Raw genomic sequence first — 25,181 nt, forward strand, 5'->3', positions numbered from 1 at the left:
TCTTACGACTTTGAAAGCATTTTTGTTACCATCAACGCTATATATTATAGAACCCAAAAAGCACCCTAACTACCGTTAAGATGCTTAGTCTAGAATTGTAATACTTTCAATGTCAGATTGTTCCGCAATGTAATGCTTACCTATAAATATCGCTGCTTCCTCATCTTCATCCTCAGATTGCATATAGTAAGAGCAATAATCTTCATTTGATTTTCCATTTGTATAAGCAATTCTAATTTGATGTCCTTCAGCTCTTCTCATTTCCTCTAGACTTACCATTGCTCGGCTCCTTTCTAGGCACTATATGCCTACCCTTATTTGAATAGTGTATTTAAAATTATCCATTGTTACACCTACTAGTCTAAGATTGTAATACTTTCAATGTCAGACTGTTCTGCCACGTAATGTTCACCTATAAATATCAATGCTTCCTCTTCATCATTGGCTGGATGCATATAATACGAACAATAATCTTCGCTTGATTCACCATTTGTATAAACGACTCTAATTCGATGCCCTTCAGCTTTTCTCATTTCCTCCAGACTTACCATTGTTTTGCTCCTTTCTAGGTACTACGTGTGTACCACTCTTTGAATAGTGTATTGAAAAATTATTATGATCTACTATGTGTTTGCCTTGCTTACCCTCATGAATCTTTTTAATACACTCATCGGATTTTATATATTTCCTTGTTTCTTCAATTTTACCATCCATAGCCTTTTGTATCAAGTCGTCTTTGGTCTTTTTAATATTAACTTCAGTTATTTTGCCCATCTTCTGATGCATCTCTAATTTGTAATCCTTGGTAATCTCCCAGAATTAAATCAGTTATAGCATCAATAACCACGGCATATATTCCGCTATGTAACTTTCTCATTCTACCACTAGATGGAACTGAGGCCCAAAACCTAGCCTTGCTAACACTGTCTGAGTGAATCCCACTCTTAAAAAACTCCTCTAACTCTGATGGGTAACCCCTGTACCAAACTCTATTTTTAATGCAGTTATTGTTAAAGCTAACTCGTTCGGTCAGATTGACCGGTACATCAGCATTCTTCTTAATTATATTTTCTAACCACTTCATATTATCTACTCTTCTTTTTATTCTGGCCGGTACCAGTATGTAGTTGGCCCTTTTATTCTCTTAGCCCTGAGTACTTTATTGCATTAAAATTAGACCTTTTAACGACTTGTCTAGGTCGGTTGTTTTATGTACAGTCATATTTAGCTTTCAGTGAAGAGGCCTGACTGAAACTATCACTAAAAAAGCACCCTAACTATTCAAAGTTAAAGTGCTTTAATAAATTTTATGCCCGTTCCTATATGCCTCTTTTGCTTCTGTAAGGGTCATCCTATTGGGTCCTCTTAACCCATTGTCTTCATCAACGCCTTGGTTTTGATATCCACAATTCTCGCAGATGTCAAAAAAGTCAACCCAGTTACCGCAAACTGGACACTTCATAGGGTAAGAACATTCATCTTTTCTGGTAATATTATTGTTATAGTTTACCAAGCCTCTCCACCTGCTCTCTCATATAATCGTTCACTCCATTGTCAGGCTTAAAAAATATTGATATTTTTTAAGCCTGCTACCTAAAGCAAAATCATTCGTACTTATTCTACCCTTAAATGCAAATCCTGATTTAGTAACAAACCCTAACACATCATCACTTAATGGTTCGGCTAATACTTCCATTTTGTGCCACTTGTGAATCCTCTTAATCTTTTTATTTCTATACTTATTTTTATTGTTCTAACTCTAAGTCACCATCAAAATCTTCATACTCTAAGTAGAAATTATCCTTTTCATCACTAGAAAAATCCACTTCATTGTGTCCATTTTTAAGAGGGTGTTCATGTCTTTCCCCCTTATCAAGACCAATCGTTACAAGTACAATATTACCCTTTACCCTATCCATATTAATAGCTAGCTTTCCGTCTCTAAGGTGATTTTCCACCTTAAAAAATTCATGCTCATCTGACCTAATTTCCATCGCCCCACTAGTGTCATTTATTTTTATTTTCAAACTGCCATCTGTATCTTCCAGCACTTCAGTATCATACTCAAAGGCTCGATTTATAAAATCTCCAACAGACTCTATACTTACAGCAGGTAATCCATTTTCGTCAAAGACTTTTTTCACTTTACCTAAAATAGGACTCATGGACATCAAAAGTGCAATGAGGGCACATAGGCTAGCAAACTTAGACTTTTTCTTCGCACTGCCCTTGTCAGGAACATCATAATCCTCCAATTTCTTGATTATGCTCTTGAAGCCCTTTTCTTCCTTGCCAGTATGGTTATTATTACTTTTAATTGATTTACTTATTCTCTTTTTAAGCTTTTGCTCTACCTTTCTCCCCTTCTTATCAAAAGGGTTCTTATTTTTTTTATCCAGGATTTCACTTCTCCTAGTAACCTTTGCAGGGTCTTCTATGGATGAATAATTCAACCTATATCCCGTCCTAGCTTTTTGCTCTTTCATATACTCCCTCCTAACATAAAAGAACCCTCACTAACTCATACTATTTTTTTCTTGGCATTGCTCTAGATACACCTACATATATTATCAATGATGTAACTATACCGAAAAGTGCCTGCATTGAATTGGCTGGCACAGCTGCGGCTGAAGTCTTCAAACCGTACATAAATATTTCACCGATAAAGTAACCAGTCACCATAATCACACCACCGACTACTGTACCTATAATTCTACCTTTTCTACCAGATACTTTTTCAGCTATCAAGCCACATATAAATCCCTCTAACCCCTTGGCAATAAGAGTAACTGGTGCATATACACCATAGCCAGATATAAGGTCTGCTAGGGCAGATCCCACACCACCGACTACTGCACCCTGTTTTTTGCCAAGGTAAAGGGCTGTGAATAATACCACTGTATCTCCCATATTTACATAACCGTGAGCCCCTATTACAGGTATCTGCACTATCATTGTCATTACTGTCGTCATGGCCATCAATATACCACATAAGACAATGTCTTTCGTATTAAATCCTTCATTTTTTCCTAACTGTTCACTCATAATAACCTCCATATATAATTTCGTTAGTAAGACCTAAGCTGGTCTCCATAAACAATATAATACACTTTGGTAAAATATTCAATTAAATGGCCAATTTTATTAACTTTGTATGGGTACAAAAAAGGATTGGCTAGGCCAATCCTTTATTTTTCTTGAGTTATAGAGATTCATTTCTTGCTGCTGCCGCCTTTATGCTAGCGTAGTCAACCTTTTCTCCCCTCTTCTTTCTTTCCATCAATTCAGCTGTAGCTGTGAAAAGAACGTCTGTTGATGAGTTAAGACCAGTTTCACAAGAGTCCTGAATAACACCTATTATGAAACCAACACCAACAACCTGCATTGATATGTCAGCTGGTATACCGAATAGTGAACAAGCCAGTGGTATCAATAATAATGATCCTCCAGCAACTCCAGATGCACCACAAGCTGATACAGCTGATAGCACACTTAGTATAATTGCAGTTGGTATATCAACACTAATTCCTAATGTATGAGCTGCTGCCAATGCTAGTATAGCTATTGTTACGGCTGCTCCACCCATGTTTATTGTAGCTCCTAGTGGTATAGATACTGAATATGTATCCTTATCTAGACCCAAGCTCTTACACAAGCTCATATTTACTGGTATATTGGCTGCAGAACTTCTTGTAAAGAAGGCATACATACCACTATCCTTTAGTGTTCTCATTACCAATGGGTATGGATTAGTTCTTGTACAGATCCATACGATTATTGGGTTTACAACTAGAGCAATAAAGAACATTGAACCAACTAATACTAGTAAAAGCTTACCATATGTTGTAAATATTCCTAGACCATTTGTAGATACAGTATTGAATACTAGACCCAAGATACCGAATGGTGCACAGTTAATTACCCACTTAACTGCCTGAGATACTGCATCTGATATATCTACAAATATCTTCTTTGTACCTTCAGCTGCCTTTCTAAGAGCAAAACCAAATATAAGCGCCCATGTTAGTATACCTACATAGTTACCATTAACGATTGCATTTAGTGGATTGTCTACTATATTCATTAATAATGCCTTTAAAACTTCTGCAATTCCACCTGGTGCTGTTACGTCCTTTGCTCCCTCAGCCAAGATCAACTTAACTGGGAAGATAAAACTTGCAATTACTGCAACTAATGCTGCTGCAAATGTACCTACTAGATATAAAACTATAATACTCTTCATATTTGTCTTCTGTCCAGCCTTATGCTGACATATAGCCGCTATAACCAAAACAAATACTAATACCGGTGCGATTGCCTTCAATCCGCCTACAAATAGTGTACCTAACATTGCTATGGCAACTGCCTTTGGTGCTGCTACACCTAAAATGGCACCTAAAATCATACCAACTATGATTCGCTTAACCAAGCTTATGCTATTCCACTTTCTGAGTAAATTTCCCATAAACTCAAACCTCCTCCTAAATTTAGATAAAGCTATTATATAACATAACAAAAGAATAATCAAATCTAAAAGAGTCAATTGTCAGACTTATCCAATATTTTCTACTTTATTATACTATGTAGGTTTACATAAATTCATTTATAGTGTCTTTGCTAAAAGATATAAATACCTTTGTTTTTATGTGCAATCAGCCTTTTAGCCTTAATATATACTTTACTTATATTTTTTTAAAAAAATAATCTAGCCAGACTAAAATAGTCCAACTAGATTATACACAAAGTTCTTATTCAATTTTCAGCATAATACCTCAAACCTTTTATGCCTTTTTCATTTTTATATTAGCATAGAACTTATTTTCTATTTTCTAATAATATACTTTAGTTACAGCCTTCTATCATCTTTTTCAAGTACTGACCTGTATAACTTTCTTCTACTTGACATATTTCCCTCGGACTTCCTGTAGCAATTATGGTTCCACCCATATTACCACCTTCAGGTCCTAAATCTATAATATGGTCTGCAGTCTTTATTACATCTAGGTTATGCTCTATCACAACCACGCTATTGCCTGTATCTGTCAGCCTCTGAAGGACCTCTATCAGCTTTCTGACATCCTCTGAATGTAGACCTGTAGTAGGCTCATCCAAAATATACAGGGTTTTACCAGTAGGTCTCTTGCTCAATTCAGTAGCTAATTTTATCCTCTGAGCCTCTCCACCAGATAGTTGGGTAGATGGCTGGCCTAGCTTTATATAGGATAGACCTACGTCCATTAGGGTTTCTAACTTCCTCTTGATACTAGGTATATTTTCAAAAAACTCTAGGGCCTCTTCGACATTCATCTCAAGTACATCTGCTATAGATTTTTCCTTGTATTTTACCTGGAGTGTTTCCCTATTGTATCTCTCACCCTTGCATACCTCACAAGGCACATAGACGTCTGGTAGAAAGAACATCTCTATCTTTAGGATACCATCACCCTTGCAGGCCTCACACCTACCACCTTTGACATTGAAGCTAAACCTTCCCTTCTTATAACCTCTTGCCTTAGCTTCATTTGTAGATGCGAAGAGGTCTCTTATCATGTCAAATACACCTGTATATGTGGCTGGGTTAGACCTAGGAGTCCTACCTATAGGGCTTTGATCTATATTGATTACCTTGTCTATATTTTCTATACCTAGGATTTCCTTGTACTTACCTGGCCTTACCCTAGACTTGTTTAGGGTCCTTGTAGTGGCCTTGTATATGATTTCATTTACCAGGGTAGACTTACCTGATCCCGATACACCTGTAACGCAGGTAAACTTTCCTAGAGGTAACTTGACATTAACATTTTTCAAGTTATTTTCACTAGCCCCTCTTACCTCAAGGAAAAGACCATTTCCTTCTCTTGTCTTTTCTGGAACTGATATCTTTATCTGTCCACTTAGGTACTTGCCTGTAATAGAAGCTTCATTGGCCATAATCTGGTCAACTCTACCCTCGGCTACTATCTCACCACCGTGTATACCAGCACCTGGACCTATATCTACTATATAATCAGCAGCCCTCATAGTATCTTCATCATGCTCTACTACTATCAGGGTATTTCCCAAGTCAGTCAGATCCCTCAGTGTTGCAATTAGCTTGTCATTGTCCCTCTGGTGGAGACCTATACTAGGTTCATCCAAAACATACAATACACCTGTAAGGGCTGATCCTATCTGGGTAGCCAACCTTATTCTCTGGGCTTCACCACCTGACAGGGTTCCTGCCTTCCTCGATAGGGTTAGGTATCCTAGACCCACATTGTTCAAGAAGGATGCCCTATCTCTAATTTCCTTTACTATATCCTTGGCTATTACCTGGTTCTTCTGACTCAGATCTAGACTACTTATATAGTCAATCAGACCCTCTACTGATAGGTCAGTAACTTCCATTATATTCTTTCCATTCACCTTGACTGCTAGAACTTCTGGCTTTAGTCTCTGTCCATGACATTTAGGGCATGGATTTTCAGCAAAAAAGTCCTCTAGCTTGTCCCTCATAAATTCAGAGTTTGTCTCCTTGTATCTCCTGTCTATATTGACAACCACACCCTCGTAGTAGTTTTGGTAGGTCTTCATACCACTAAATTTAGAATCAAACTCAAAGGTCAAGAGTGTATTTTCCTTGCCATATAGCAGCTCCTGAACAAAGTCATCAGGTAGGTCCTTGAAAGGCGTATCTATAGATACTCCATAGACCTTGCACAGGGACTGGATCATCATAGAGTAGTAGGTATTGTCATTGAGCCCATTACTAGACCAGGCTGCAATAGCCCCCTGCTTTAGGCTAAGGTCCTTGTTTGGAACTACTAAATCAATGTCCACTTCCTTACTCTCACCAAGTCCATTACACAGGTCACAGGCCCCAAATGGAGCATTAAAGGAGAAGACTCTTGGAGACAATTCCTCTATACCTATACCATGGTCAGGGCAAGCAAATTTAGTAGAGAACATAGTCTCTCCACCCTCTCTGACATCCTGAACTATCACTAGTCCGTCAGATAGCTTTACAGCAGCCTCAATCGAATCAGCTAGCCTAGCCTCAATACCAGGTTTTACAATTATTCTATCCACAACAATTTCAATGCTGTGCTTTTTATTTTTTTCAAGTTCTATATCGTCGTTTATATCGTAATTTTCTCCGTCTATCCTGACCCTTACAAAACCCTCTTTTCTAATAAAATCTAGGGTCTTCTTATGGGCACCCTTCTGACCTCTTACTATAGGTGATAGGATTTGTAGTCTGCTAGACTCGTCATATTCCATAACCTTGTCTACTATTTCCTGGATAGTCATCTGACTTATCAACTTACCACATACCGGACAATGTACCTTGCCCACCCTGGCAAATAGGAGTCTTAGGTAGTCGTATATCTCTGTAACCGTACCAACAGTAGACCTCGGATTTTTCGAAGTGGTCTTCTGGTCAATTGAGATAGCCGGTGACAAACCATCTATATAGTCTACACTTGGCTTGTCCATCTGACCTAAAAACTGCCTGGCATATGAAGATAGGCTCTCCACATACCTCCTCTGTCCCTCTGCGTATATAGTATCAAAGGCTAGGGATGACTTGCCCGATCCGGATAAACCTGTAAAGACTATAAATTTATTTCTTGGGAGCTTGAGGTCAACAGCCTTGAGGTTATTTTCCCTAGCCCCCTTTATTGTTATATATTCGTTCAAAATCTACCCCTTCCTCTTACTTATTTATCAATAGGTCCTCTGTAACTATCTTTGGCACATGGTGAACCATATCACCATCCCTGTAATACTTGATATCATCTCCTGCATGAATATCATCTATTACAACTTTCTCTAGTGGATAGCCAACTGATACAACCAATAGAAGGTTCATATTATCTCCCAAACCTAGTATTTCCTTTATTTCTTTTTCTTTGAAGGCCTTAGATATGCAAACTGCCTTTCCCTCAGCCCTTGCTCCTAAAGAAAGCGTCTGACCTGCAATACCAACATCCTCTGGCATAGCCCTTCCATAATTATTGTCATCAAATACCAATATATATCCGCCCGGCCTTTCACCCTCAACCGGTCCGTCCCAGTCCTTTAGGAAGCCTGCCCAGAATATATTTTCAAAAATCTTTGCATTAGTTTCTTCGTCGGCTACTAGGGCAAACCTAAGAGCCTGCTTATTCTTACCACATGGAGTATACCTCACTAGGTCTACCAAACCCACTAAATCTTCTCTAGTGATAGACTTTGATTCATCATACCTCCTGCAAGTTCTGTTTGCCTTTACCAATTCCTTAAAATCCATAACTCTGCCTACCTTTCCTATATTTTTTTCTCCAAAATCATTATCTTATCTCTTAGTTCTGCAGCCTTCTCGAATTCCAAATTTTCTGCAGCCGCCATCATCTCAGCCTTTAATACTATTATAGCCTGACTGATTTCTGTCTTGTCCTTAAGGGTTCTAACATCATTAACGTCATATGTTTCAACGTCTTCTGCCACCCTAGTAGCTTCAATGCTATCCCTAATACTCTTTTGTATAGTCTTTGGAACTATTCCATGCTCTTCATTATAGGCCATCTGGATAGACCTTCTTCTCTCAGTTTCACTGATTGCCCTCTGCATGGAGTCAGTTATCCTGTCAGCATACATAATAACCCTACCATTAGAGTTTCTAGCTGCACGCCCTATAGTCTGTATCATGGATGTTTCTGACCTCAGGAAGCCTTCCTTGTCAGCATCTAGTATTGCCACCAGAGACACCTCTGGTATATCCAAGCCCTCTCTCAAGAGGTTGATACCAACTAAGACATCAAACTTGCCCAACCTTAGGTCTCTTATTATCTCAGTCCTCTCAAGTGTAACTATGTCTGAATGCATATACTTGACCCTGATACCTGAGTCCAAGAGATAATTTGTCAAGTCTTCACTCATCTTCTTGGTCAATGTAGTTATAAGGACTCTTTCACCCTTGTCGACATTCTTATTTATCTCAACTATGAGGTCATCTATCTGGTTTTCAACAGGTCTCACGCTTATCGTTGGATCAAGCAAGCCCGTAGGCCTGATTATCTGTTCTGCAAACACATCTGTATGTTCCATTTCATATGGTCCAGGTGTAGCTGTAGTAAAGAGCATCTGGTGTATATTGGATTCAAACTCTTCAAAATTCAAGGGTCTGTTGTCATAGGCTGACTCTAGCCTAAATCCATTTTCTATCAGCGACTTCTTTCTGGACCTGTCTCCAGCATACATACCCCTGACCTGAGGTATGGTTACATGGGACTCATCCACTATTATCAGGTAGTCATCTGGGAAGAAATCCATCAAGGTATATGGTTTTTCTCCCTTTTCCCTCCCTGTTATATGCCTAGAGTAGTTCTCTATACCCTGACAGAAGCCAATCTCCCTCAGCATCTCAATATCATACTTGGTCCTCTGCTCTATCCTCTGGGCTTCCAGTAACTTGTCCTTGGACTTAAAATCCTTTATAGTCTGGTCAAGCTCTTCCTCTATTGTCCCAATGGCCCTTTCAATTCTTTCAGGTGTAGTTACATAGTGGGATGCCGGAAATATCACCACGTGGTTTCTTTGACCAGCCACCTTGCCTGTCACATAGTCTATCTCCGTAATCCTGTCTATTTCATCACCAAAAAACTCTATCCTAATAGCCTTCTCATCATTGCTGGCCGGGAATATTTCCAATATATCTCCCCTAACCCTAAAGGTACCTCTGACAAAGTTTATATCATTTCTTTCATACTGGATTTCCACCAATTTTTTTATTATATCATCCCTATCTCTGACCATTCCAGGTCTCAGTGATAGCATCAATTCCTTGTAGTCCTTTGGATCACCCAAGCCGTAAATGCAAGAAACGGATGATATTATTATAGTATCATCCCTCTCTAATATGGCTGCCGTAGCCGAGTGTCTCAGCTTATCTATTTCGTCATTTATGCTTGCATCCTTCTCAATATATGTATCACTGTGAGCGACATAGGCCTCTGGTTGATAGTAATCATAGTATGAAACAAAGTACTCAACAGCATTTTCCGGAAAAAACTCCTTAAACTCACTGTAGAGCTGGGCTGCCAGAGTCTTATTGTGGGCAAGAACCAAGGTCGGCTTCTTCACCCTCTGTATTATATTTGCCATAGCAAAGGTCTTACCAGACCCCGTTACACCTACTAGGGTCTGGTACTTATTGCCCTCTTCTATGGATCTAGAAATCCTGTCTATAGCTTCCGGCTGGTCTCCCGTCGGCACATAGTCAGAAACTAACTTAAAATCCATCCTATGCATCTCCTGTCTATCCTACTTATTCTTTATATAAGCGATTATCTTTTCTGCTGCCTGTCTGGCCTCTTCATTTTCAATTTCAAAATAGTACTCCTTGGCCCATGCACTGAATAGGTATAGACACTCCTGCCCATCCTTTTCCCTAAATTCAATCTTTTTAACATCGGTCAAAGGTATATCCAATTTTGTAACCTTCTTAGGTGTATCACCATGTAGACTCTTCCTGCTAAATTCAGCAAAGAAAGTCTTATCTGTAAGGTAAATAGTATACAGGTCTGGCTCTACTCCAGAAGTCTTACTGTGTCCTAGCAGACAATTTGCTACCATATTTGTACCCTGTTTTTCCAAGCTTAATCTTCTCTTAGTTTCAAAAGACACCAAGACTTTTTCATTATTAAATAGATTTGTCATGATAATACCTCCTTATAGGCTATTGCATCTGTATTTCTCTCAAATAAGAAACAAGGTAAATACAGGCAAAATAAAAATTATATATAAAACTGATTACAAGACTTATCAAACAATGTCTTGTACTATTATTATACCACTTTGAATAGCATTAAGGTATATCTATGTATCTTGGTAATTGATAAATTTTTATACTTGTATTATATTTCACTATAATGTAAAATCGTATTAAGCTTATTTTTTAAATTCGATAATTTAGACGAAAATACAATATTCAAGTCTTTATATATCAATCAACAAGTAACTAAAGGAGGATATATGAACAATATTAATTTCAAAAGAAGAGTAGTGTTTACCGGTTTGGTGTTCGGACTAACTGCCATAATTGTCTTCAATATAAAGGGGATCTTGACCATCTTGAACACTATCTTGTCAGTGCTTTGGCCTATAATACTCGGTGGTTTTATGGCTTTTATACTTAATATTATAGTTGATAGTGCTGAAAAGAGATTCCTATCAAAAACAAACTCTAAGCTAATAAAAAAACTAAAAAGACCTATTTCTATACTTATGTCTCTAGCATTTTTTATCATTATTATTCTGCTTCTATCTAGAATAATAATACCACAGATTTCCAGGTCACTTGTCTTATTTGCAGATCAATTTCCAGGTATTTACAAGAAGATAATCAACTTTCTAGTTGGCATATCAAAGGAGTTCCCTTCATTGCAAAACAAACTTCTTAATAGCAATATAGATGCCCAGGCTATACTGAAAAAATTAGTCAGTTTATCGACTACTTGGGGTGGGGGATTATTAAATATAATTAATTCAATTTTTAGTGTGCTAGCTAATATAGTCATTGCCTTAATAATAGCCTTGTATATACTAGTCAGTAAGGAATCGCTTAAGAGTCAGTTCAATAGACTTTTTGCAACATGTATACCAAAGCCTATACTAGACAAGTTCTACTACCTGGCAAGAGTTACCTATGAAACCTTCAAGTCCTTCTTTATCGGTCAGTTCATTGAGGCTATCATCCTAGGAGTTTTGTGCTCTGTAGGTCTTATGATATTTGGTTTCCCCTTTGCCATAATGATTGGTTCTGTTGTGGGAGTGACTGCCTTAATACCTATGGTCGGTGCCTACCTAGGAGGCCTATTTGGTTTTTTAATGGTACTATCAGTTAATCCTGTAAGGGCATTTGCTTTTATAGTATTTCTAATAATATTACAGCAAATAGAAGGCAACTTAATATATCCCAAGGTTGTGGGTTCATCAATAGGTCTACCTGGAATTTGGGTATTCGTAGCAGTAATAGTCAGTGGTGGGCTTTTTGGAATTACCGGTGTAATACTAGGTGTTCCAATAATAGCAAGTCTATACAAGATTCTGAAGAATTATGTCAATAAACGAGAAGAAAATCTAGAAGAAATAATATAAATACTATTATAAAATGGGTGCAGAACTAGTTTTTAATCTTACAGTTCTGCACCCTCAATATATCTACATTATTTTCAGTTTATTTTTAATATTATATAGGAACTTGGTTTATATAGCTAGACAAATCTTAGCTATAACTCTTATAATTTCAAGTCTTCTATTCTACCATGTTTCTCGTAACGAGTTACCCTATGAATTTTGTTGTCATCATCCACAAACACTACCCTTGGCTTGTGGTCACTGGCCTCTTCATAGTTACAAGAGCAATAAGCCATTATAATTGTCTTATCGCCTACACTTACACATCTAGCCGCAGCTCCATTAAGACAGATTATGCCACTGCCTCTTTCACCACATATTGTGTATGTCTCAAACCTACTTCCATTGTCTATATCAACTATCTGAACCTTCTGATATTCCCTGATACCTGCTGCCTCCATCAAGTCTTCATCTACAGTTATACTTCCAACGTAATTTAATTCTGCCTGTGTCACTGTGGCCCTATGAATTTTACCACACAACATATCTACTTTCATTAAAATTTCCTCCTTAATTTTACTGAGATCCTGAGTCTCATTTACTTAATATAAGCTCACCAATAAAATTACAAATAAACTAGTCTTAGCGAGTATAGATTCGCTTGAATTCTATCTCCTAGTACATATTATCATAAATTTCACAATAATACAAGAAATCTTAAAAACCAGAAATTAATTTTAATCTAGCAAAAATATTTTATTTTTTCAACAAAAACTCCTAAACTAAAAATGCAACTCCAAGCACCGATAAAACAGCTCCTAATACCTCATACTTGCTGACATTTGCCTTAAAATAAAACCTCATTATAGGTATAATCATTATAGGTGACATTGCCATTAGGGTAGATGCCACCGCTGCTTTGGTTAATTTTATAGCAAACATAGATAATACTACACCTATAGTCGTTCCTATTAGAGCATTTCCCAGAGTTACTTCTACCCCCTGTCTAGAAGTAAATAGACGTTTAACATCTGGCCAATCTTTTGTAAATGTACATATTACCAGTATACCTATCATACCTCCTAAAAGCCTGATTTCTGTAGCTGGCAGTGGTGGTATATTTTCCAATCCGGCCTTACTAAAAATAACACCCAAGGCCTGACCTACTGATGCAAGAAAGGCAAATACCAACCCTTTCGGATCTCCCTTAACCTTCATACTGGAAGAACCACCCTTGACGATTGCCAACATAATGCCAGCAATTACAATGAACATACCCAATATATTCATCACTGTCAGCCTCTCCGCAAAAAATATCCTACCTAAAATAGCTGTCATAACAGGCGATACTGTATATATCAATAATGTGAGCTGGGCCCCTATCCTAGTAAATGCACTCATCAAAAAAGAGTCTCCCAATGAGAAACCTATTAAACCTGACATAGCTAAAAAGAATACTGACCTAAAGCTAATACTACCCGAAAAACTTGACTTATTAAAAAAAATAATAATGAGCCCAATAGCTAATAGGGCTATTATCTGTCTGGCTACATTCATGGCGACCGAAGAAAAACCAACTCCCCTTTTTTCTACGATTGTACTACTAATAGTCCAACAAAACGATGCCATTAAGGCTGTTATTTCTCCTATAAACATATATTTCTCCTTTAATCTACAATAAATAAAACCACTACCTATTATATCTTTTTTAAGATACTTAGGCAAGGAGCTTGGCAATTAAATATTATTTGATTTAGATCTTTTAGCAAATTGATAGGATTAGTCAAGTATGCTAGAAGTAGATTTTCATATTAAAAAGGTGCCGGAAAAATATACCGACACCCTTATTATTAGATTAATTTTCTAAATCCAACTGGCTGGACAATACAAGATATTACTTGTATTCAGCCATCAATTTTTCAAATACTGCTAGTGATTTCTGGCACTTTTCAGTTTCAACACAATAAGATAATCTCATGTGAGCCTTTGAACCAAATCCTGTTCCAGGAACTACTAGCATATCATGTGCCTTAGCCTTTTCAGAGAACTTTTCAGAATCTCCATCTGGAGCTTCTATGAATAAGTAGAATGCACCAGCTGGCTTAGCAACCTTGTATCCCATCTTAGTCAAACCATCATATAGAAGGTCTCTGTTCTTCTTGTATACTTCAACATTTGGTGGTACACTTACGCATCTTTCAACTACTAACTGGAATAGAGTTGGTGCGCAAACATAACCAAGTACTCTTGCTGCTCCACCTACTGCTGCCATTAGCATTTCATCATCTACATCACTTGGAACTAGTATATAACCAATTCTTTCACCAGGTAGAGATAAAGACTTAGACCAAGAATAGCAGATTACTGTATTTTTATATAGATTTGGTATAAATGGAACTTCAAGACCATCTATAAGAACTAATTCTCTATATGGTTCGTCAGCTATGATGTATATTGGATGACCATATTCTTTTTCCTTTGCTTCTAATAACTCAACTAGAGCCTTCATTTCTTCTAGTGTATAGATAACACCTGATGGGTTGTTAGGAGAGTTAACTATTATAGCTTTAGTGTTAGGAGTTATAGCTTCCTTTACACCTTCTACATTTAACTGCATGTCGTCCTTGCAAGGTACTAATACCTGCTTACCACCCTGACCATGGATGAATACTGTGTATTCTGGGAAGAATGGAGCTAGAACCATTATTTCATCATCAGCAGATGAAATCAAAGCCTTTAGAGTGATGTTTAGAGATGCCGCAGCACCACAAGTCATCAATAGGTTATCCTTAGTAAACTTTGTTCCAAATCTCTTGTTTAAATCATCAGCTATAGCAATTCTACAACCATCATGACCAGCACCTGAAGAATAAGAATGGTATACCTTTGGTTCATAAGTCTTTATGATATCTACTATAGCATCCTGTACTTCCTGTGGAGCTGGAACTGATGGATTACCCAATGAGAAATCCAAAACATTTTCCGCACCTATTTCAGCTGCCCTCATAGCACCGAATCCTGCTAATTCTCTAATAACTGATTTTGCTGTACCTAATTTTACCATTTCCTGAGAAATCATAATAATTACCTCCTAAATTAAATGTAAAAAACTCTTTTGTAACCTACTATAACTCATACTGAATCCCTCTAAGAGTAACGCCTAGAGGAATCCAATACTGAGTCATATGCATTTATTATAATTTTTATAATTATTTAATTTGTATGATAATTCTCAATACAAATTAGCCTAGTATTATTAGTCTAGTGGATCATTTATAGTCTTACCAACCTTGAACATCATGCTGATTAATGTAAGAACTACTGAGCACACAAGAGCTGGAACAACCCATTCAAAACCATATGTTCCTAGTGGCAATCCTGCACACATCTTAGCAGGACCTTCTAGTAGGTTTCCACCTCTCATTACTGATGCAAGATTTATACTTTCAATTATAGCTACAGCAAATGCACCTATAACTGCACCTGTATAAGTCCAGTTGTACTTGATCTTCTTATCAAATATAGACATGAATATAAGTACTATGATAACTGGATAGATAGCTGATAGTATTGGAACTGCTATTGCTATTAGTCCGTCAACACCGATTAAAGAAAGAACAAATGCTATAGCTATTGTAACACATACTATCTGCTTATATTTTAACTTACCACCTGAAATAGTTTCAAAGTAGTTACCACAAGTTGAGCTTAGACCTGATGAAGTTGTCAAGCAAGCAAGAGCAACTGCTAGTCCCATGAATACCTTACCAACATTACCTAACATCAATTCAATCATACCTATAAGTAATACAGTTCTTTCAGTTTCACCATTGAAGTGACCGCCAACTGTAGAACCTGCATAAGTCAAACCGCCGTAAACTAATGCCAATAGTACAAATGCAACTATACCTACCTGAACACTAACCTTGAACTGAACTTCCTTGTCGTGGTATCCACGTCTAATAAGGTCAGTTATAACTATACCGGCCATTAATGGAGAACCAAGAGCATCCATTGTCTGGTAACCTTCCTTGAATGACATCGTAAATAGTCCTGTAGCATCTGTTGTAACCTTTGGATCTGGTGGGTTAACTATAGCTATAACCACAATTAATGCCAAAATTATCAGTAGAGCTGGTGTTAGGTACTGACCTATAACATCTATAACCTTACCAGGATTCAGTGTAATATAAAGTGTCAAACCAAAGAATACTATAGCAGTAACCCAAATTGGAATTGATGGGAACAATGGTCTAATAAATATCTCATGTGTTGTAGCACCTGTTCTAGGAACTGCGAAGAAAGGTCCAATTGTCAATATCGCTATTGTACCGATCAATTTAGCAAACTTAGGGCTTACTCTCTTACCAAGGTCATCCGCTCTACCACCTAGCCTAGCTGTAACGATAACACCTAGTATAGGTAACACTGGGTCTGATACTAAAAATCCAAGCATAGCTGTGAACCATCTGTCACCAGCTAAAACACCAAGGTGTGGTGGGAATATCAAGTTACCAGCACCAAAGAAAATTGCAAATAATGCAAAACCACAAACGATTACGTCTTTTCTTTTAATTTCCATACTCATTCACCTTCTAAAATAGATTTGCCTTATAGGCCTAGTCTTTAAAGACCATTAACAACATTGTTAGGTCTTTCGCCGTTCATAACCTTAACCATATCTGCATATGACCACTCTGACATTCTTATGAATGCATCATCAGTTGTACCTGCTATATGAGGAGTTATTGATAATCTTGCCTTACCAGCCTCAGTTAGGTTAAATAAAGGATGATCAGCACTTGGTGGCTCAGGAGCTATAACATCTAACCCTGCAAAGACTCTACCATCATTTAGAGCTTCTGCTAGGTCTTCGTTATTAACTATTTCTCCTCTTGCAACATTTATTATTATTGCGTCTTGCTTCATTTTTTCTATTGTTTCCTTACGAACCATATTACTAGTGGTGTCTAGTACTGGTAGGTGATAAGAAATAATATCACACTGAGCAAGGATACTTAATTTACTGGAAACCCCATCCTTCAGGCTTCTTTACACCGAATCTTTCAATAATGTTCTTGTTACAAGTTACCCCAACCTTTACCATTAATCCTTCTCCCTAATTTTAGCTAATAAGTATTTATATAATAAAAAATATAAATAAACTAAACAAACTGTTATTTATTTAACCAATATGTTTAAATTTTTTAGATATACTTGTTTAAATATCTACAGTTTTATCATGTTTTGCACATATTGTACGCTATACCTAGGGAGAAGTGCTAATCCCTAGGTATATTATACAATAAGTTCTTGTATTTTACTACAGAAATTTTATGCCCACAGTATGTTCTAAACAACTATTTTTATTAATTTGTTGAACTAAATTTTCTTTTTTGTTAATAAAATTACATATTTGCTTTTTCAGCCTTTAATGCTCTAACCTTATCGATTAGTATAGGCATTATCTTGTGTAGGTCTCCTACTACTCCCAAATCAGCAACATCGAATATAGGAGCCTGAGCGTCCTTGTTAATAGCTATAATGAATTCAGAATCTTCCATACCAGCTAAATGCTGTATAGCTCCTGATATACCACAAGCCATGTATAGGTCTGGTCTAACTGTCTTACCAGTCTGTCCAACCTGCCTTTCTCTACCGATCCAGCCAGCATCAACGTTAGCTCTTGAAGAAGTAACTAGACCGTCTAGTTCATCAGCTAATTCCTTTAATACGTCGAAGTATTCTGGGCTACCAATACCTCTACCACCAGATACTAGAACCTTAGCTTCAGTTATATCAACCTTAGCATTCTTTTCCTTTATTACTTCTCTGATCTTTATGTTCATATCTGCATCAGTGAAGTCAACCTTGAACATTTCTACTTCACCAGTCCTAGACTTGTCTGTAGGAAGGGCCTGCATAACACCTGGTCTTACAGTTGCCATCTGAGGTCTGAATTCCTTACAAACTATTGTAGCCATGATGTTACCACCGAAAGCTGGTCTAGTCATAAGCAATAACTTAGTTTCTGGATCTATTTCTAGCTTAGTACAATCTGCTGTTAGACCTGTATGCACTCTAGCAGATACTCTAGGAGCCAAGTCTCTACCTATAGAAGTAGCACCGTATAGTACTATTTCCGGCTTCTTAGCTTCTACTATCGCATTAACTGCCTTAGTGTATGGTTCAGTTGCATAGTGTTCCAATATTGGATCTTCTACACATATAACCTTGTTTGCTCCGTGGTGGATTAGATTTTCAGCCAATCCCTTTACTTCTTTTCCTAGTAAAACTGCAACTACTTCCTGTCCTAGGTCAGCTGACAATTTACTTGCTATACCGATTAGCTCGATGCCTACTTTTTGAACGACACCGTCTACCTGTTCAACTATTACATAAATATCCTTGTTCATTAGGTAATCTTCCTTTCAAATCATTATTTTTTATTATTTTAAATCTCTAGTATCTTATATAAAATACTTTTCCTGTAACTTAGCAAGAATTGCATCAGCTGCTTCTTCTGGAGTTAATCCTTCTAGCTTAACGCCTTTGCCCTTAGCCTGCTTTGTAAATGACTTTTTAACGTTTGTAGGTGAACCCTTTAAACCGATATTTGAAAGATCTAGCTTGTCTTCGATGTCCTTCAATCCCCAAACCTTCATTTCCTTCTGATAAGCGTTGAATATTCCACCGATAGTCATATATCTAGGATCTATTTCTTCGCTTAGTGTAGTAATTAGGCAAGGTGGCTTTATTTCAATTATGTGATACCTGTCTTCGAACTGTCTCTTAACGATGAACTTGTCACCTTCAACCTTTAGTTCTTCACAGTAAGATATCTGAGGTATACCAAGATGCTCAGCAATCTGTGGACCAACCTGTGCAGTATCACCGTCTATAGCCTGTCTACCTGCTATTATTATATCGTAATCTATATTTCTAAGTGCACCAGCTATTGTTGAAGATGTCGCCCATGTATCGGCTCCACCGAAAGCTCTGTCAGTTACTAGAACTGCGTCATCTGCTCCCATAGCTAATGCTTCTCTAAGTGCAACTTCTGCCTGTGGAGGTCCCATTGATACTACTGTTACAGTAGATCCTGGAACTGCTTCCTTGATCTGAAGTGCTAGTTCAAGACCTGCCTTGTCGTCAGGGTTTATGATACTAGGTACACCATCACGGATCAAAGTATTCTTTACAGGGTCAAGTTTTACCTCTGTTGTATCTGGTACTTGTTTTATGCAAGCTACAATTTTCATCTATCTATACCTCCCCTTATTTCAATAAGCTTGATGCTATAACCATCTTCTGTACTTCAGATGTTCCTTCATAGATAGAAGTTACTCTGATATCTCTGTACATTCTTTCAATTGGATATTCCTTAACATAACCGTATCCACCGTGGATCTGTAATGCCTTGTCTATTATCCATTTTGCTTCTTCTGTTGCAAATAACTTGGCCATTGAAGCTTCCTTATCAGCTGCTTGACCCATATCCATCTTATAAGCAGCATCGTAAACAAGGTGACGCATAGCTGCTAGCTTTGTTTCCATTTCTGCTAGTATGAACTGAGTATTCTGGAATTTAGCTAATGACTTTCCAAACTGGTGTCTAGACTTAGCATACTTTATAGCTTCTTCCATAGCACCTTCTGCAAGTCCTAGAGCCTGACAAGCTATACCTAATCTACCTACGCTTAGTGTCTTCATAGCGTTGATGAATCCCTTACCTTCTCTACCTAGCATACAATCCTTAGAAACTCTAACATTTTCAAGAACAACATCACTAGTTGGACAACCAATCATACCCATCTTATTTTCTGCCTTACCGAAAGATACGCCTTCTAGCTTAGAATCAACTACAAATGTAGATATACCCTTAACGCCTAATTCTGGATTAGTCTTAGCAAAAACAATTACATAGTCAGATACTGGAGCACCAGTTATGAAAGTTTTTCTTCCGTTAAGTATATAGTCATCACCATCTTTTTCAGCAGTTGTCAAAATTGAAGCTGCATCTGATCCTGCACCTGGTTCAGTAAGAGCGAATGCGAACATCTTTTCTCCTGTAACCATTGGTCTAAGGTATTTTTCCTTCTGTTCTTCAGTACCGTCTCTCAATATTGGAGTAGACTGTAGTGAGTTTGGAGATGATATCCATATAGTAGATACACCTGATGCCTTAGCTAATTCTTCCATAACTATTGCATAAGAACGGTGGTCTCCACCTGAGCCTCCATAAGCCTGTGGTATCTTAATACCTAAAAATCCAGCTTTAGCCATTTTTTCATAAATTTCCATTGGAAATTCGCCAGTTTCATCAACTTCTTCTGCAGTTGGTTTAATTTCATTTTCAGCGAATTCTTTAGCTAGCTGACGAACTAATTCGTGTTCTTTTTCGAAAATCATAGATTGCCTCCTTAAAATTTTAATTCTTTTAATTAAATCATATCAGCGAAAGTCTGTAGTGCTGTCTTCGCCTGTTCGAAGTTAGTCATCTGCTGATCAACTTCAACTAGTATATGCAAGATGCCCGCATTTTCTAATTCTTTTCTGATGATTGGATAGTCAAATTCATCAGAATCACTAAACTTAGTCATCAAGTAGATAACGCCATCTGCTTGGTGCTTTTTAACTTTATCTATTATTATCTGCCCCCTAAGTTTTTCTGGATCATATAGCAATGTACTACCTTCTATATCTGAAATCCATTTAGATAGAGCTCTAACTGGATTAGCAGTTCCTTCATCTACTAGATAGTCAAACTGACCTGATTCGTGGTTGATGTTGTCATCAACTATACCAAGCTTGTATTCATCTAGTATTTCTAGCATACCTGGGCTATTTGCAAGGATACCAGTAGTTACTATCTTCTTTCCTACAAATTTTTCTTCAGGTATTGCCTTTAATTCCTTGTTTAATTCTTCTAATATAGCTAAATGTTCTGCCTTGTCAAATAGGAAGGCACTTGTCATTACCCTAGCTCTTAGGCTTGGAGTAATTGTATTTAGGTGACTAGCTGCTAGAGAACTGAATTCCTGCATTGCCTTTCTGTGCTTGTTGTAAAGTACTATAGCTTCTTCAACCTTAGCATCTTCAATCTTGCAACCAGCTATTTCTTCTAATTCACCTCTTAGCTTGATGTACTGCTTTTCATTGTAAGTAATACCAGCTTCAATCTTTCTATTCTGTCCATATCCTATGTATAGGGCTGGAACCTGCTTGATTGCTCTCTTCCAGTTCTGGCTAAGTCCCTTTAGACCGTCACTTAGACCTGGTATTATCATACCTGACATCTTGTCAAGCTTACCTTCTAGTCCAAGATCCATTAGTCTAAGTATTATAGCTGCATAAAATGCAGGGAAATATTCCTTTGATAGACCTACTTCACCTTCTGCTCCCCATACACCCATTGGTATCATACCAGCAGCGTACACAAGTTCTTCTGGTGCGTAAACTGGTGCGCAACCTATTACCTTCTTACCTTCTGAAACATACTTGTCTAACTGTCCCAAAAGAGATACATCAAGTTTTCCTAACAATACATCTATATTACTCATATTAGTGTGCCTCCTTCATCTTTGCAGCTTTATTAGCTTCCATTAGTTCTATAAGACCCTGTACTCTTGTATCATACTGAGCTTCTGAGAAGTTTCTTGGGTCTGCCTGGTCTCCATCGAATGTTGCTGTTGGTATACCAGTTCTTTCCCTTATATCTCTTTCCATCTCGTACATGATACCTGACCACTGCTTACAACTTCTGTTGATGTGGATTAACATACCATCTATATTATTTTCTTCAATAACCTTTAATCTCATATCAGTTGATCTTTCGTATGAAATTGCGTTTGGAGTTCCGCAATAAGCCTGCATTAACTGATATGTGTTGTCGTAAATATATCCGAATGCATCCGCATATACTGTACCACAGACATTTACACCAGCATCCTTAAGCTGCTTGAATGTATGTCTTAGGTGTGGCCAACATGCTATACCTTCAAATAATACTCTAAACTTTTCTTCACCCTTAAATGTTGACTTACCAGTTCTAACGTTTTCGTCGAATTCTTCAGCTAGCTTTTCAAATGCTATAGCTGATTCTAACTTACCTCTTGCACAAACTGCAACAGCCATGTGGTTGAATACGTCAAATCCTGAGAATGGAGATGGAGTATGTTTAGCATATCCAGTTGCCTTTAACCAAGCTCTACCAGTTCTCTGAGAAACTTCCATTACCTCTTCAAACTTCTTTTCATCCCACTTCTTACCAGTTAAGTCTTCTAACTGCTTGATAGCGTAGTCGAACTGACCCTTTAGGTATTCAACTCTGTCATCACCAGCTTCGTAGTCATTATTGTAAGGAACGTCTATTAATATTAAAGGTATATTCAATTCCTTAGCTATATTTTCGTACCACTTGATCATACAGTTACAAATATTGTTACAGCAAGCAACGAAGTCTGGCTGTGGCATATTCAATTCTGGAGCGTCCTTAACGTCCATGTATGCCAAAGATATTCTAGCATAAGCACAGATATCGTTTGAGTATCCTTCATTTTCAGCTATTTCACACATTCTCTGTCCGCCACCCTTAGCAGATATAGCAGCAGCCTGGTTTTCTGGATATACGACCTTTATACCCATAGTCTCAAATATTTCCTGTGGGAAGTTAGATGCACACCATCCAACTAATTCACCATTATTTTTTGCCTCCCAAGCTTCCTTGTAGTGCTTCGCAACAATCTCTCCTAACAATACTTTTGCCGGTTTTTCTTCTACCATTCCTGTATTACTCATGATAAGCTCCTTTCTAGTCCAGGCTGTCCAATCAAGTCTCCCAGACAAACTCCCATATCTAATAATTGTCTCTATATATTATTTATTTTCGTCTTCCCAAACATATAATGTCTTAGATTCTAGCATTTCCTTAATTTCGTCATCTGAATAACCAAGTTCCTTCATTACTTCAACACCGTGTTCGCCAATAAATGGTCCTCTCTTGTATGGAGTAGGTCCCATTTCCTGGTACTTAACTGGGTGCTTACAAAGGATTCTTTCTCCACTTGGATACTGCATCTTGTAGAAGCAATCATTTGCCCATGCCTGCTCGTCTTCTAGCAATTCTTCCCAAGACTTAGCTAGTGCAAATGGAATATCAGCTGCTGTAAGGATTGGTGCCCATTCTTCATAAGTCTTTTCACCGAATCTCTTCATGGCTCTATCATATACTTCTGTTCCTAGCTTATTAGCGATTACGTTCTTAACCGGGAAGAATCTTTCATCATTTACCATTTCATCCAATCCTAAAGCTGTAAAGAACTTCTTGAAGTATGTGTTGTAGTCAGGCATACAAGTCTGAACATATCTTCCATCCTTAGTCAACCAAGCTGCATTTACTGGGTTGTTAGCTTCTCTGATGTTGATTGGATATGGAGTTCCATGATCCTTGTACTGAGCAGCCTGTACCATCATACCCATGTTGAATATAGCTGATTCAAACAAACTTGTTTCAACCTTTTCACCTTCACCTGTTAATTTAGCATGATATAGAGCCGCTAGTACACCAGCAGCTAGGTTGATACCAACATTGTGGTCACCTAGACCTGGAACAACGTTCATAGGAACATCTGATTTTTGTCTTAGGTTTTCAAGATATCCACCTCTTGCAAAGAATGCAGTGAAGTCAAATCCTGGTAGGTCTTTGTCTGGACCATATTCACCATAACCAGTACATATAGCGTATACTAGGCTTGGATACTTAACCTTTAGAGTTTCATAGTCAAGACCAGCTCTCTGTAGGGCCTGAACTCTCCAGTTAGTGATAAGTATATCTGCTCCATCAAGTAACTTGAAGAAAGCTTCCTTACCCTTAGGATCCTTCATATTTAGAGATATACATCTCTTATTAGCGTTTTCCAACTCCCAAGTAGTGTTTTCATACATATCAAGTGGTCTACCTTCTGTTGGGGCAGTATACCTAAGTGGATCACCCTTAGCACTTTCAATCTTTATAACATCTGCTCCTAAATCTGCTAGGAATCTTCCTGTTGTAGCTGCTGCTATAAAGTTAGCAAGTTCAACAACTTTGACACCTTCTAATGGTTTCTTTCTTGTACTCATTACAAATACCTCCTACTAAAATAATATTTAATGATTACCAATCACTATTAGTGATATAGATATGAAGTTATACCTATAACCAGTTTATATTAAAAATTAATTTAAAACCAAAAATATTTTTATATGTTTTTGTATTTTTCTGAATTTTAAAACAAGAAAAACTCAGTAAAAAACACAAAAGATACACAAAACAACACATCCTACAAAGTTTAAATATATTATTTTGTATATCTTGCATTTTGACTTTTTTTCAAAATGTTTATATATAAAACACCATCTTTTTTAAATTCAGTCTACTTGTATACTAAATTTAGTCTACTTGTATACCAGTTATTGATAATATCTTATCATATATATTTTTTCCTGTAAATACTTATTTAAATAATTTATGAACCGGATTTAGAGTCCATAAATTATTCTTTCATAAGTTTAATGTAATCTTGGTCAGCACCCTTAAAATATGATAAATATTCAGGATCTAAACTAGCTATTCCAGAAACTGTATCAATGTGGTCTGTCATATTTTTCAAGGCCCTATTTGTATCATTTTCTTTTATAGCTTCCAGTATACTTTTGTGTTCATCTATAATCTTACTCAACTTGTAACACGACTTAATATAAACATTCCTCCATCTACTTATATGCAATAGATGATCGTTTATAAGCGGCAAAACAGCATTATTCTCAACACTCATGATGATATAATTATGGAATTCTTCGTCTAATTCCTTAAACTCTACCAAATATTCTTTCTCATGATAGAATTTTTCCTGTTGTCTCATATTTTCTTCCATCTTCTTGATGGTATCAGACTTGTCTTCCTTCTGCATAAACCTATATAATATTTCTTTTTCAATAGACAATCTGATCAAAAGTGCAGTTCTTATGTATTCCAAATCAATATAATTAATATACGTTCCCCTCTGAGGATATACCGTTAAAAAATTAATTTGCGCGAG

General features: G+C 37.2%; 26 protein-coding genes. 1 reads left to right on the plus strand and 25 read right to left on the minus strand.

All coding sequences use genetic code 11. The annotated features are described in order from the left end of the window. Nucleotides 1-84: 84 nt before the first annotated feature. The 13 genes from HMPREF1639_RS02940 to HMPREF1639_RS03000 all read right to left on the minus strand — a co-directional run bounded on the left by HMPREF1639_RS02940 (nt 85) and on the right by HMPREF1639_RS03000 (nt 10,680). Complete coding sequence (locus tag HMPREF1639_RS02940; protein ID WP_036763083.1) at nt 85-279, minus strand: hypothetical protein; 195 nt, start codon at nt 277-279, stop codon at nt 85-87. 77 nt (nt 280-356) lie between these two features. Next, nucleotides 357-533 carry a hypothetical protein gene (locus HMPREF1639_RS02945; protein WP_242847265.1) on the minus strand — a complete coding sequence of 59 codons (177 nt, stop codon included), beginning with the start codon at nt 531-533 and terminating at the stop codon, nt 357-359. Then, nucleotides 520-774: a hypothetical protein gene (locus HMPREF1639_RS02950; RefSeq protein ID WP_052045395.1), complete on the minus strand. Its 255-nt coding sequence runs from the start codon at nt 772-774 to the stop codon at nt 520-522. Before HMPREF1639_RS02950 ends, HMPREF1639_RS02945 begins: the two co-directional genes overlap by 14 nt. Beyond that, nucleotides 758-1,084 carry a hypothetical protein gene (locus HMPREF1639_RS02955; RefSeq protein WP_036763086.1) on the minus strand — a complete coding sequence of 109 codons (327 nt, stop codon included), beginning with the start codon at nt 1,082-1,084 and terminating at the stop codon, nt 758-760. The genes HMPREF1639_RS02950 and HMPREF1639_RS02955 overlap by 17 nt, the downstream gene beginning before the upstream one ends. A 213-nt stretch (nt 1,085-1,297) precedes the next feature. Next, on the minus strand, nt 1,298-1,513 hold the full coding sequence (locus HMPREF1639_RS02960) for a CPCC family cysteine-rich protein (RefSeq protein ID WP_052045396.1): 216 nt from the start codon (nt 1,511-1,513) through the stop codon (nt 1,298-1,300). 30 nt (nt 1,514-1,543) lie between these two features. Continuing rightward, the gene (locus HMPREF1639_RS09355; RefSeq protein ID WP_198021051.1) at nt 1,544-1,696 is read right to left on the minus strand and encodes a hypothetical protein; all 153 of its coding nucleotides are present in this window, start codon (nt 1,694-1,696) and stop codon (nt 1,544-1,546) included. Nucleotides 1,697-1,745: 49 nt separating this feature from the next. Further along, complete coding sequence (locus tag HMPREF1639_RS02970) at nt 1,746-2,486, minus strand: hypothetical protein (RefSeq protein WP_036763088.1); 741 nt, start codon at nt 2,484-2,486, stop codon at nt 1,746-1,748. 40 nt (nt 2,487-2,526) lie between these two features. After that, a complete protein-coding gene (locus HMPREF1639_RS02975; protein WP_036763089.1) occupies nt 2,527-3,045 on the minus strand; it encodes an ECF transporter S component in 519 nt (172 codons plus the stop codon). Between the two features lie 157 nt (nt 3,046-3,202). Then, nucleotides 3,203-4,465, minus strand: a complete 1,263-nt coding sequence (gene sstT / locus HMPREF1639_RS02980) for a serine/threonine transporter SstT (RefSeq protein WP_036763092.1) — start codon at nt 4,463-4,465, stop codon at nt 3,203-3,205. Between the two features lie 377 nt (nt 4,466-4,842). After that, complete coding sequence (gene uvrA, locus HMPREF1639_RS02985) at nt 4,843-7,680, minus strand: excinuclease ABC subunit UvrA (RefSeq protein WP_036763094.1); 2,838 nt, start codon at nt 7,678-7,680, stop codon at nt 4,843-4,845. A 16-nt stretch (nt 7,681-7,696) separates the two neighbouring features. After that, nucleotides 7,697-8,272 (minus strand): nitroreductase family protein, encoded by a 576-nt coding sequence (locus tag HMPREF1639_RS02990; protein WP_036763096.1) that lies wholly within the window; start codon nt 8,270-8,272, stop codon nt 7,697-7,699. A gap of 17 nt (nt 8,273-8,289) precedes the next feature. After that, nucleotides 8,290-10,263 (minus strand): excinuclease ABC subunit UvrB, encoded by a 1,974-nt coding sequence (gene uvrB / locus HMPREF1639_RS02995; protein WP_036763098.1) that lies wholly within the window; start codon nt 10,261-10,263, stop codon nt 8,290-8,292. A gap of 21 nt (nt 10,264-10,284) precedes the next feature. After that, on the minus strand, nt 10,285-10,680 hold the full coding sequence (locus HMPREF1639_RS03000; RefSeq protein ID WP_036763099.1) for a hypothetical protein: 396 nt from the start codon (nt 10,678-10,680) through the stop codon (nt 10,285-10,287). 315 nt (nt 10,681-10,995) lie between these two features. On the opposite strand from HMPREF1639_RS03000, the gene HMPREF1639_RS03005 reads away from it, so the two are divergent. Next, nucleotides 10,996-12,120 (plus strand): AI-2E family transporter, encoded by a 1,125-nt coding sequence (locus tag HMPREF1639_RS03005; RefSeq protein WP_052045397.1) that lies wholly within the window; start codon nt 10,996-10,998, stop codon nt 12,118-12,120. 140 nt (nt 12,121-12,260) lie between these two features. Here HMPREF1639_RS03005 and panD read toward each other — a convergent pair whose 3' ends face one another. From panD to HMPREF1639_RS03065, 12 genes are all read right to left on the minus strand, one after another. Further along, nucleotides 12,261-12,656, minus strand: coding sequence for an aspartate 1-decarboxylase (panD, locus tag HMPREF1639_RS03010; RefSeq protein ID WP_036763100.1), 396 nt, complete (start codon nt 12,654-12,656; stop codon nt 12,261-12,263). A 220-nt stretch (nt 12,657-12,876) separates the two neighbouring features. Further along, a complete protein-coding gene (locus HMPREF1639_RS03015; RefSeq protein ID WP_036763101.1) occupies nt 12,877-13,755 on the minus strand; it encodes a DMT family transporter in 879 nt (292 codons plus the stop codon). 238 nt (nt 13,756-13,993) lie between these two features. Further along, the gene (locus HMPREF1639_RS03020; protein ID WP_036763102.1) at nt 13,994-15,178 is read right to left on the minus strand and encodes a pyridoxal phosphate-dependent aminotransferase; all 1,185 of its coding nucleotides are present in this window, start codon (nt 15,176-15,178) and stop codon (nt 13,994-13,996) included. Nucleotides 15,179-15,355: 177 nt separating this feature from the next. Next, a complete protein-coding gene (gene brnQ / locus HMPREF1639_RS03025; RefSeq protein WP_036763103.1) occupies nt 15,356-16,681 on the minus strand; it encodes a branched-chain amino acid transport system II carrier protein in 1,326 nt (441 codons plus the stop codon). 44 nt (nt 16,682-16,725) lie between these two features. Beyond that, nucleotides 16,726-17,145, minus strand: a complete 420-nt coding sequence (locus tag HMPREF1639_RS03030) for an NAD(P)-dependent oxidoreductase (protein WP_330371686.1) — start codon at nt 17,143-17,145, stop codon at nt 16,726-16,728. Nucleotides 17,146-17,507: 362 nt separating this feature from the next. Next, nucleotides 17,508-18,515: an electron transfer flavoprotein subunit alpha/FixB family protein gene (locus HMPREF1639_RS03035; protein WP_036763104.1), complete on the minus strand. Its 1,008-nt coding sequence runs from the start codon at nt 18,513-18,515 to the stop codon at nt 17,508-17,510. A gap of 54 nt (nt 18,516-18,569) precedes the next feature. Continuing rightward, nucleotides 18,570-19,361 (minus strand): electron transfer flavoprotein subunit beta/FixA family protein, encoded by a 792-nt coding sequence (locus HMPREF1639_RS03040; protein WP_036763105.1) that lies wholly within the window; start codon nt 19,359-19,361, stop codon nt 18,570-18,572. Nucleotides 19,362-19,377: 16 nt separating this feature from the next. Beyond that, nucleotides 19,378-20,511, minus strand: coding sequence for an acyl-CoA dehydrogenase family protein (locus tag HMPREF1639_RS03045; protein ID WP_036763106.1), 1,134 nt, complete (start codon nt 20,509-20,511; stop codon nt 19,378-19,380). Nucleotides 20,512-20,543: 32 nt separating this feature from the next. Next, nucleotides 20,544-21,662, minus strand: coding sequence for a 2-hydroxyacyl-CoA dehydratase subunit D (locus HMPREF1639_RS03050; protein ID WP_036763108.1), 1,119 nt, complete (start codon nt 21,660-21,662; stop codon nt 20,544-20,546). Between the two features lies 1 nt (nt 21,663). Then, nucleotides 21,664-22,899 (minus strand): 2-hydroxyacyl-CoA dehydratase subunit D, encoded by a 1,236-nt coding sequence (locus tag HMPREF1639_RS03055; RefSeq protein WP_036763109.1) that lies wholly within the window; start codon nt 22,897-22,899, stop codon nt 21,664-21,666. Nucleotides 22,900-22,977: 78 nt separating this feature from the next. Next, nucleotides 22,978-24,222 carry a CaiB/BaiF CoA transferase family protein gene (locus tag HMPREF1639_RS03060; RefSeq protein WP_036763111.1) on the minus strand — a complete coding sequence of 415 codons (1,245 nt, stop codon included), beginning with the start codon at nt 24,220-24,222 and terminating at the stop codon, nt 22,978-22,980. Between the two features lie 413 nt (nt 24,223-24,635). Then, nucleotides 24,636-25,181 (minus strand): GntR family transcriptional regulator (locus HMPREF1639_RS03065; RefSeq protein WP_036763118.1); only part of this gene is annotated, 546 nt, incomplete at its 5' end.

Origin of the sequence: Peptostreptococcus sp. MV1 (genome assembly GCF_000758885.1) — a bacterium.
GTDB lineage: Bacteria > Bacillota > Clostridia > Peptostreptococcales > Peptostreptococcaceae > Peptostreptococcus.

What these genes read in the sequence shown, in the direction of transcription:
- HMPREF1639_RS02940 (WP_036763083.1), bottom strand. Translation starts at nt 279, where the DNA reads ATGGTAAGTCTAGAGGAAATGAGAAGAGCTGAAGGACATCAAATTAGA.
- HMPREF1639_RS02945 (WP_242847265.1), bottom strand. Translation starts at nt 533, where the DNA reads ATGAGAAAAGCTGAAGGGCATCGAATTAGAGTCGTTTATACAAATGGT.
- HMPREF1639_RS02950 (WP_052045395.1), bottom strand. Translation starts at nt 774, where the DNA reads ATGGGCAAAATAACTGAAGTTAATATTAAAAAGACCAAAGACGACTTG.
- HMPREF1639_RS02955 (WP_036763086.1), bottom strand. Translation starts at nt 1,084, where the DNA reads ATGAAGTGGTTAGAAAATATAATTAAGAAGAATGCTGATGTACCGGTC.
- HMPREF1639_RS09355 (WP_198021051.1), bottom strand. Translation starts at nt 1,696, where the DNA reads ATGGAAGTATTAGCCGAACCATTAAGTGATGATGTGTTAGGGTTTGTT.
- HMPREF1639_RS02970 (WP_036763088.1), bottom strand. Translation starts at nt 2,486, where the DNA reads ATGAAAGAGCAAAAAGCTAGGACGGGATATAGGTTGAATTATTCATCC.
- HMPREF1639_RS02975 (WP_036763089.1), bottom strand. Translation starts at nt 3,045, where the DNA reads ATGAGTGAACAGTTAGGAAAAAATGAAGGATTTAATACGAAAGACATT.
- sstT (WP_036763092.1), bottom strand. Translation starts at nt 4,465, where the DNA reads ATGGGAAATTTACTCAGAAAGTGGAATAGCATAAGCTTGGTTAAGCGA.
- HMPREF1639_RS02990 (WP_036763096.1), bottom strand. Translation starts at nt 8,272, where the DNA reads ATGGATTTTAAGGAATTGGTAAAGGCAAACAGAACTTGCAGGAGGTAT.
- uvrB (WP_036763098.1), bottom strand. Translation starts at nt 10,263, where the DNA reads ATGGATTTTAAGTTAGTTTCTGACTATGTGCCGACGGGAGACCAGCCG.
- HMPREF1639_RS03000 (WP_036763099.1), bottom strand. Translation starts at nt 10,680, where the DNA reads ATGACAAATCTATTTAATAATGAAAAAGTCTTGGTGTCTTTTGAAACT.
- HMPREF1639_RS03005 (WP_052045397.1), top strand. Translation starts at nt 10,996, where the DNA reads ATGAACAATATTAATTTCAAAAGAAGAGTAGTGTTTACCGGTTTGGTG.
- panD (WP_036763100.1), bottom strand. Translation starts at nt 12,656, where the DNA reads ATGAAAGTAGATATGTTGTGTGGTAAAATTCATAGGGCCACAGTGACA.
- HMPREF1639_RS03015 (WP_036763101.1), bottom strand. Translation starts at nt 13,755, where the DNA reads ATGTTTATAGGAGAAATAACAGCCTTAATGGCATCGTTTTGTTGGACT.
- HMPREF1639_RS03020 (WP_036763102.1), bottom strand. Translation starts at nt 15,178, where the DNA reads ATGATTTCTCAGGAAATGGTAAAATTAGGTACAGCAAAATCAGTTATT.
- brnQ (WP_036763103.1), bottom strand. Translation starts at nt 16,681, where the DNA reads ATGGAAATTAAAAGAAAAGACGTAATCGTTTGTGGTTTTGCATTATTT.
- HMPREF1639_RS03035 (WP_036763104.1), bottom strand. Translation starts at nt 18,515, where the DNA reads ATGAACAAGGATATTTATGTAATAGTTGAACAGGTAGACGGTGTCGTT.
- HMPREF1639_RS03040 (WP_036763105.1), bottom strand. Translation starts at nt 19,361, where the DNA reads ATGAAAATTGTAGCTTGCATAAAACAAGTACCAGATACAACAGAGGTA.
- HMPREF1639_RS03045 (WP_036763106.1), bottom strand. Translation starts at nt 20,511, where the DNA reads ATGATTTTCGAAAAAGAACACGAATTAGTTCGTCAGCTAGCTAAAGAA.
- HMPREF1639_RS03050 (WP_036763108.1), bottom strand. Translation starts at nt 21,662, where the DNA reads ATGAGTAATATAGATGTATTGTTAGGAAAACTTGATGTATCTCTTTTG.
- HMPREF1639_RS03055 (WP_036763109.1), bottom strand. Translation starts at nt 22,899, where the DNA reads ATGAGTAATACAGGAATGGTAGAAGAAAAACCGGCAAAAGTATTGTTA.
- HMPREF1639_RS03060 (WP_036763111.1), bottom strand. Translation starts at nt 24,222, where the DNA reads ATGAGTACAAGAAAGAAACCATTAGAAGGTGTCAAAGTTGTTGAACTT.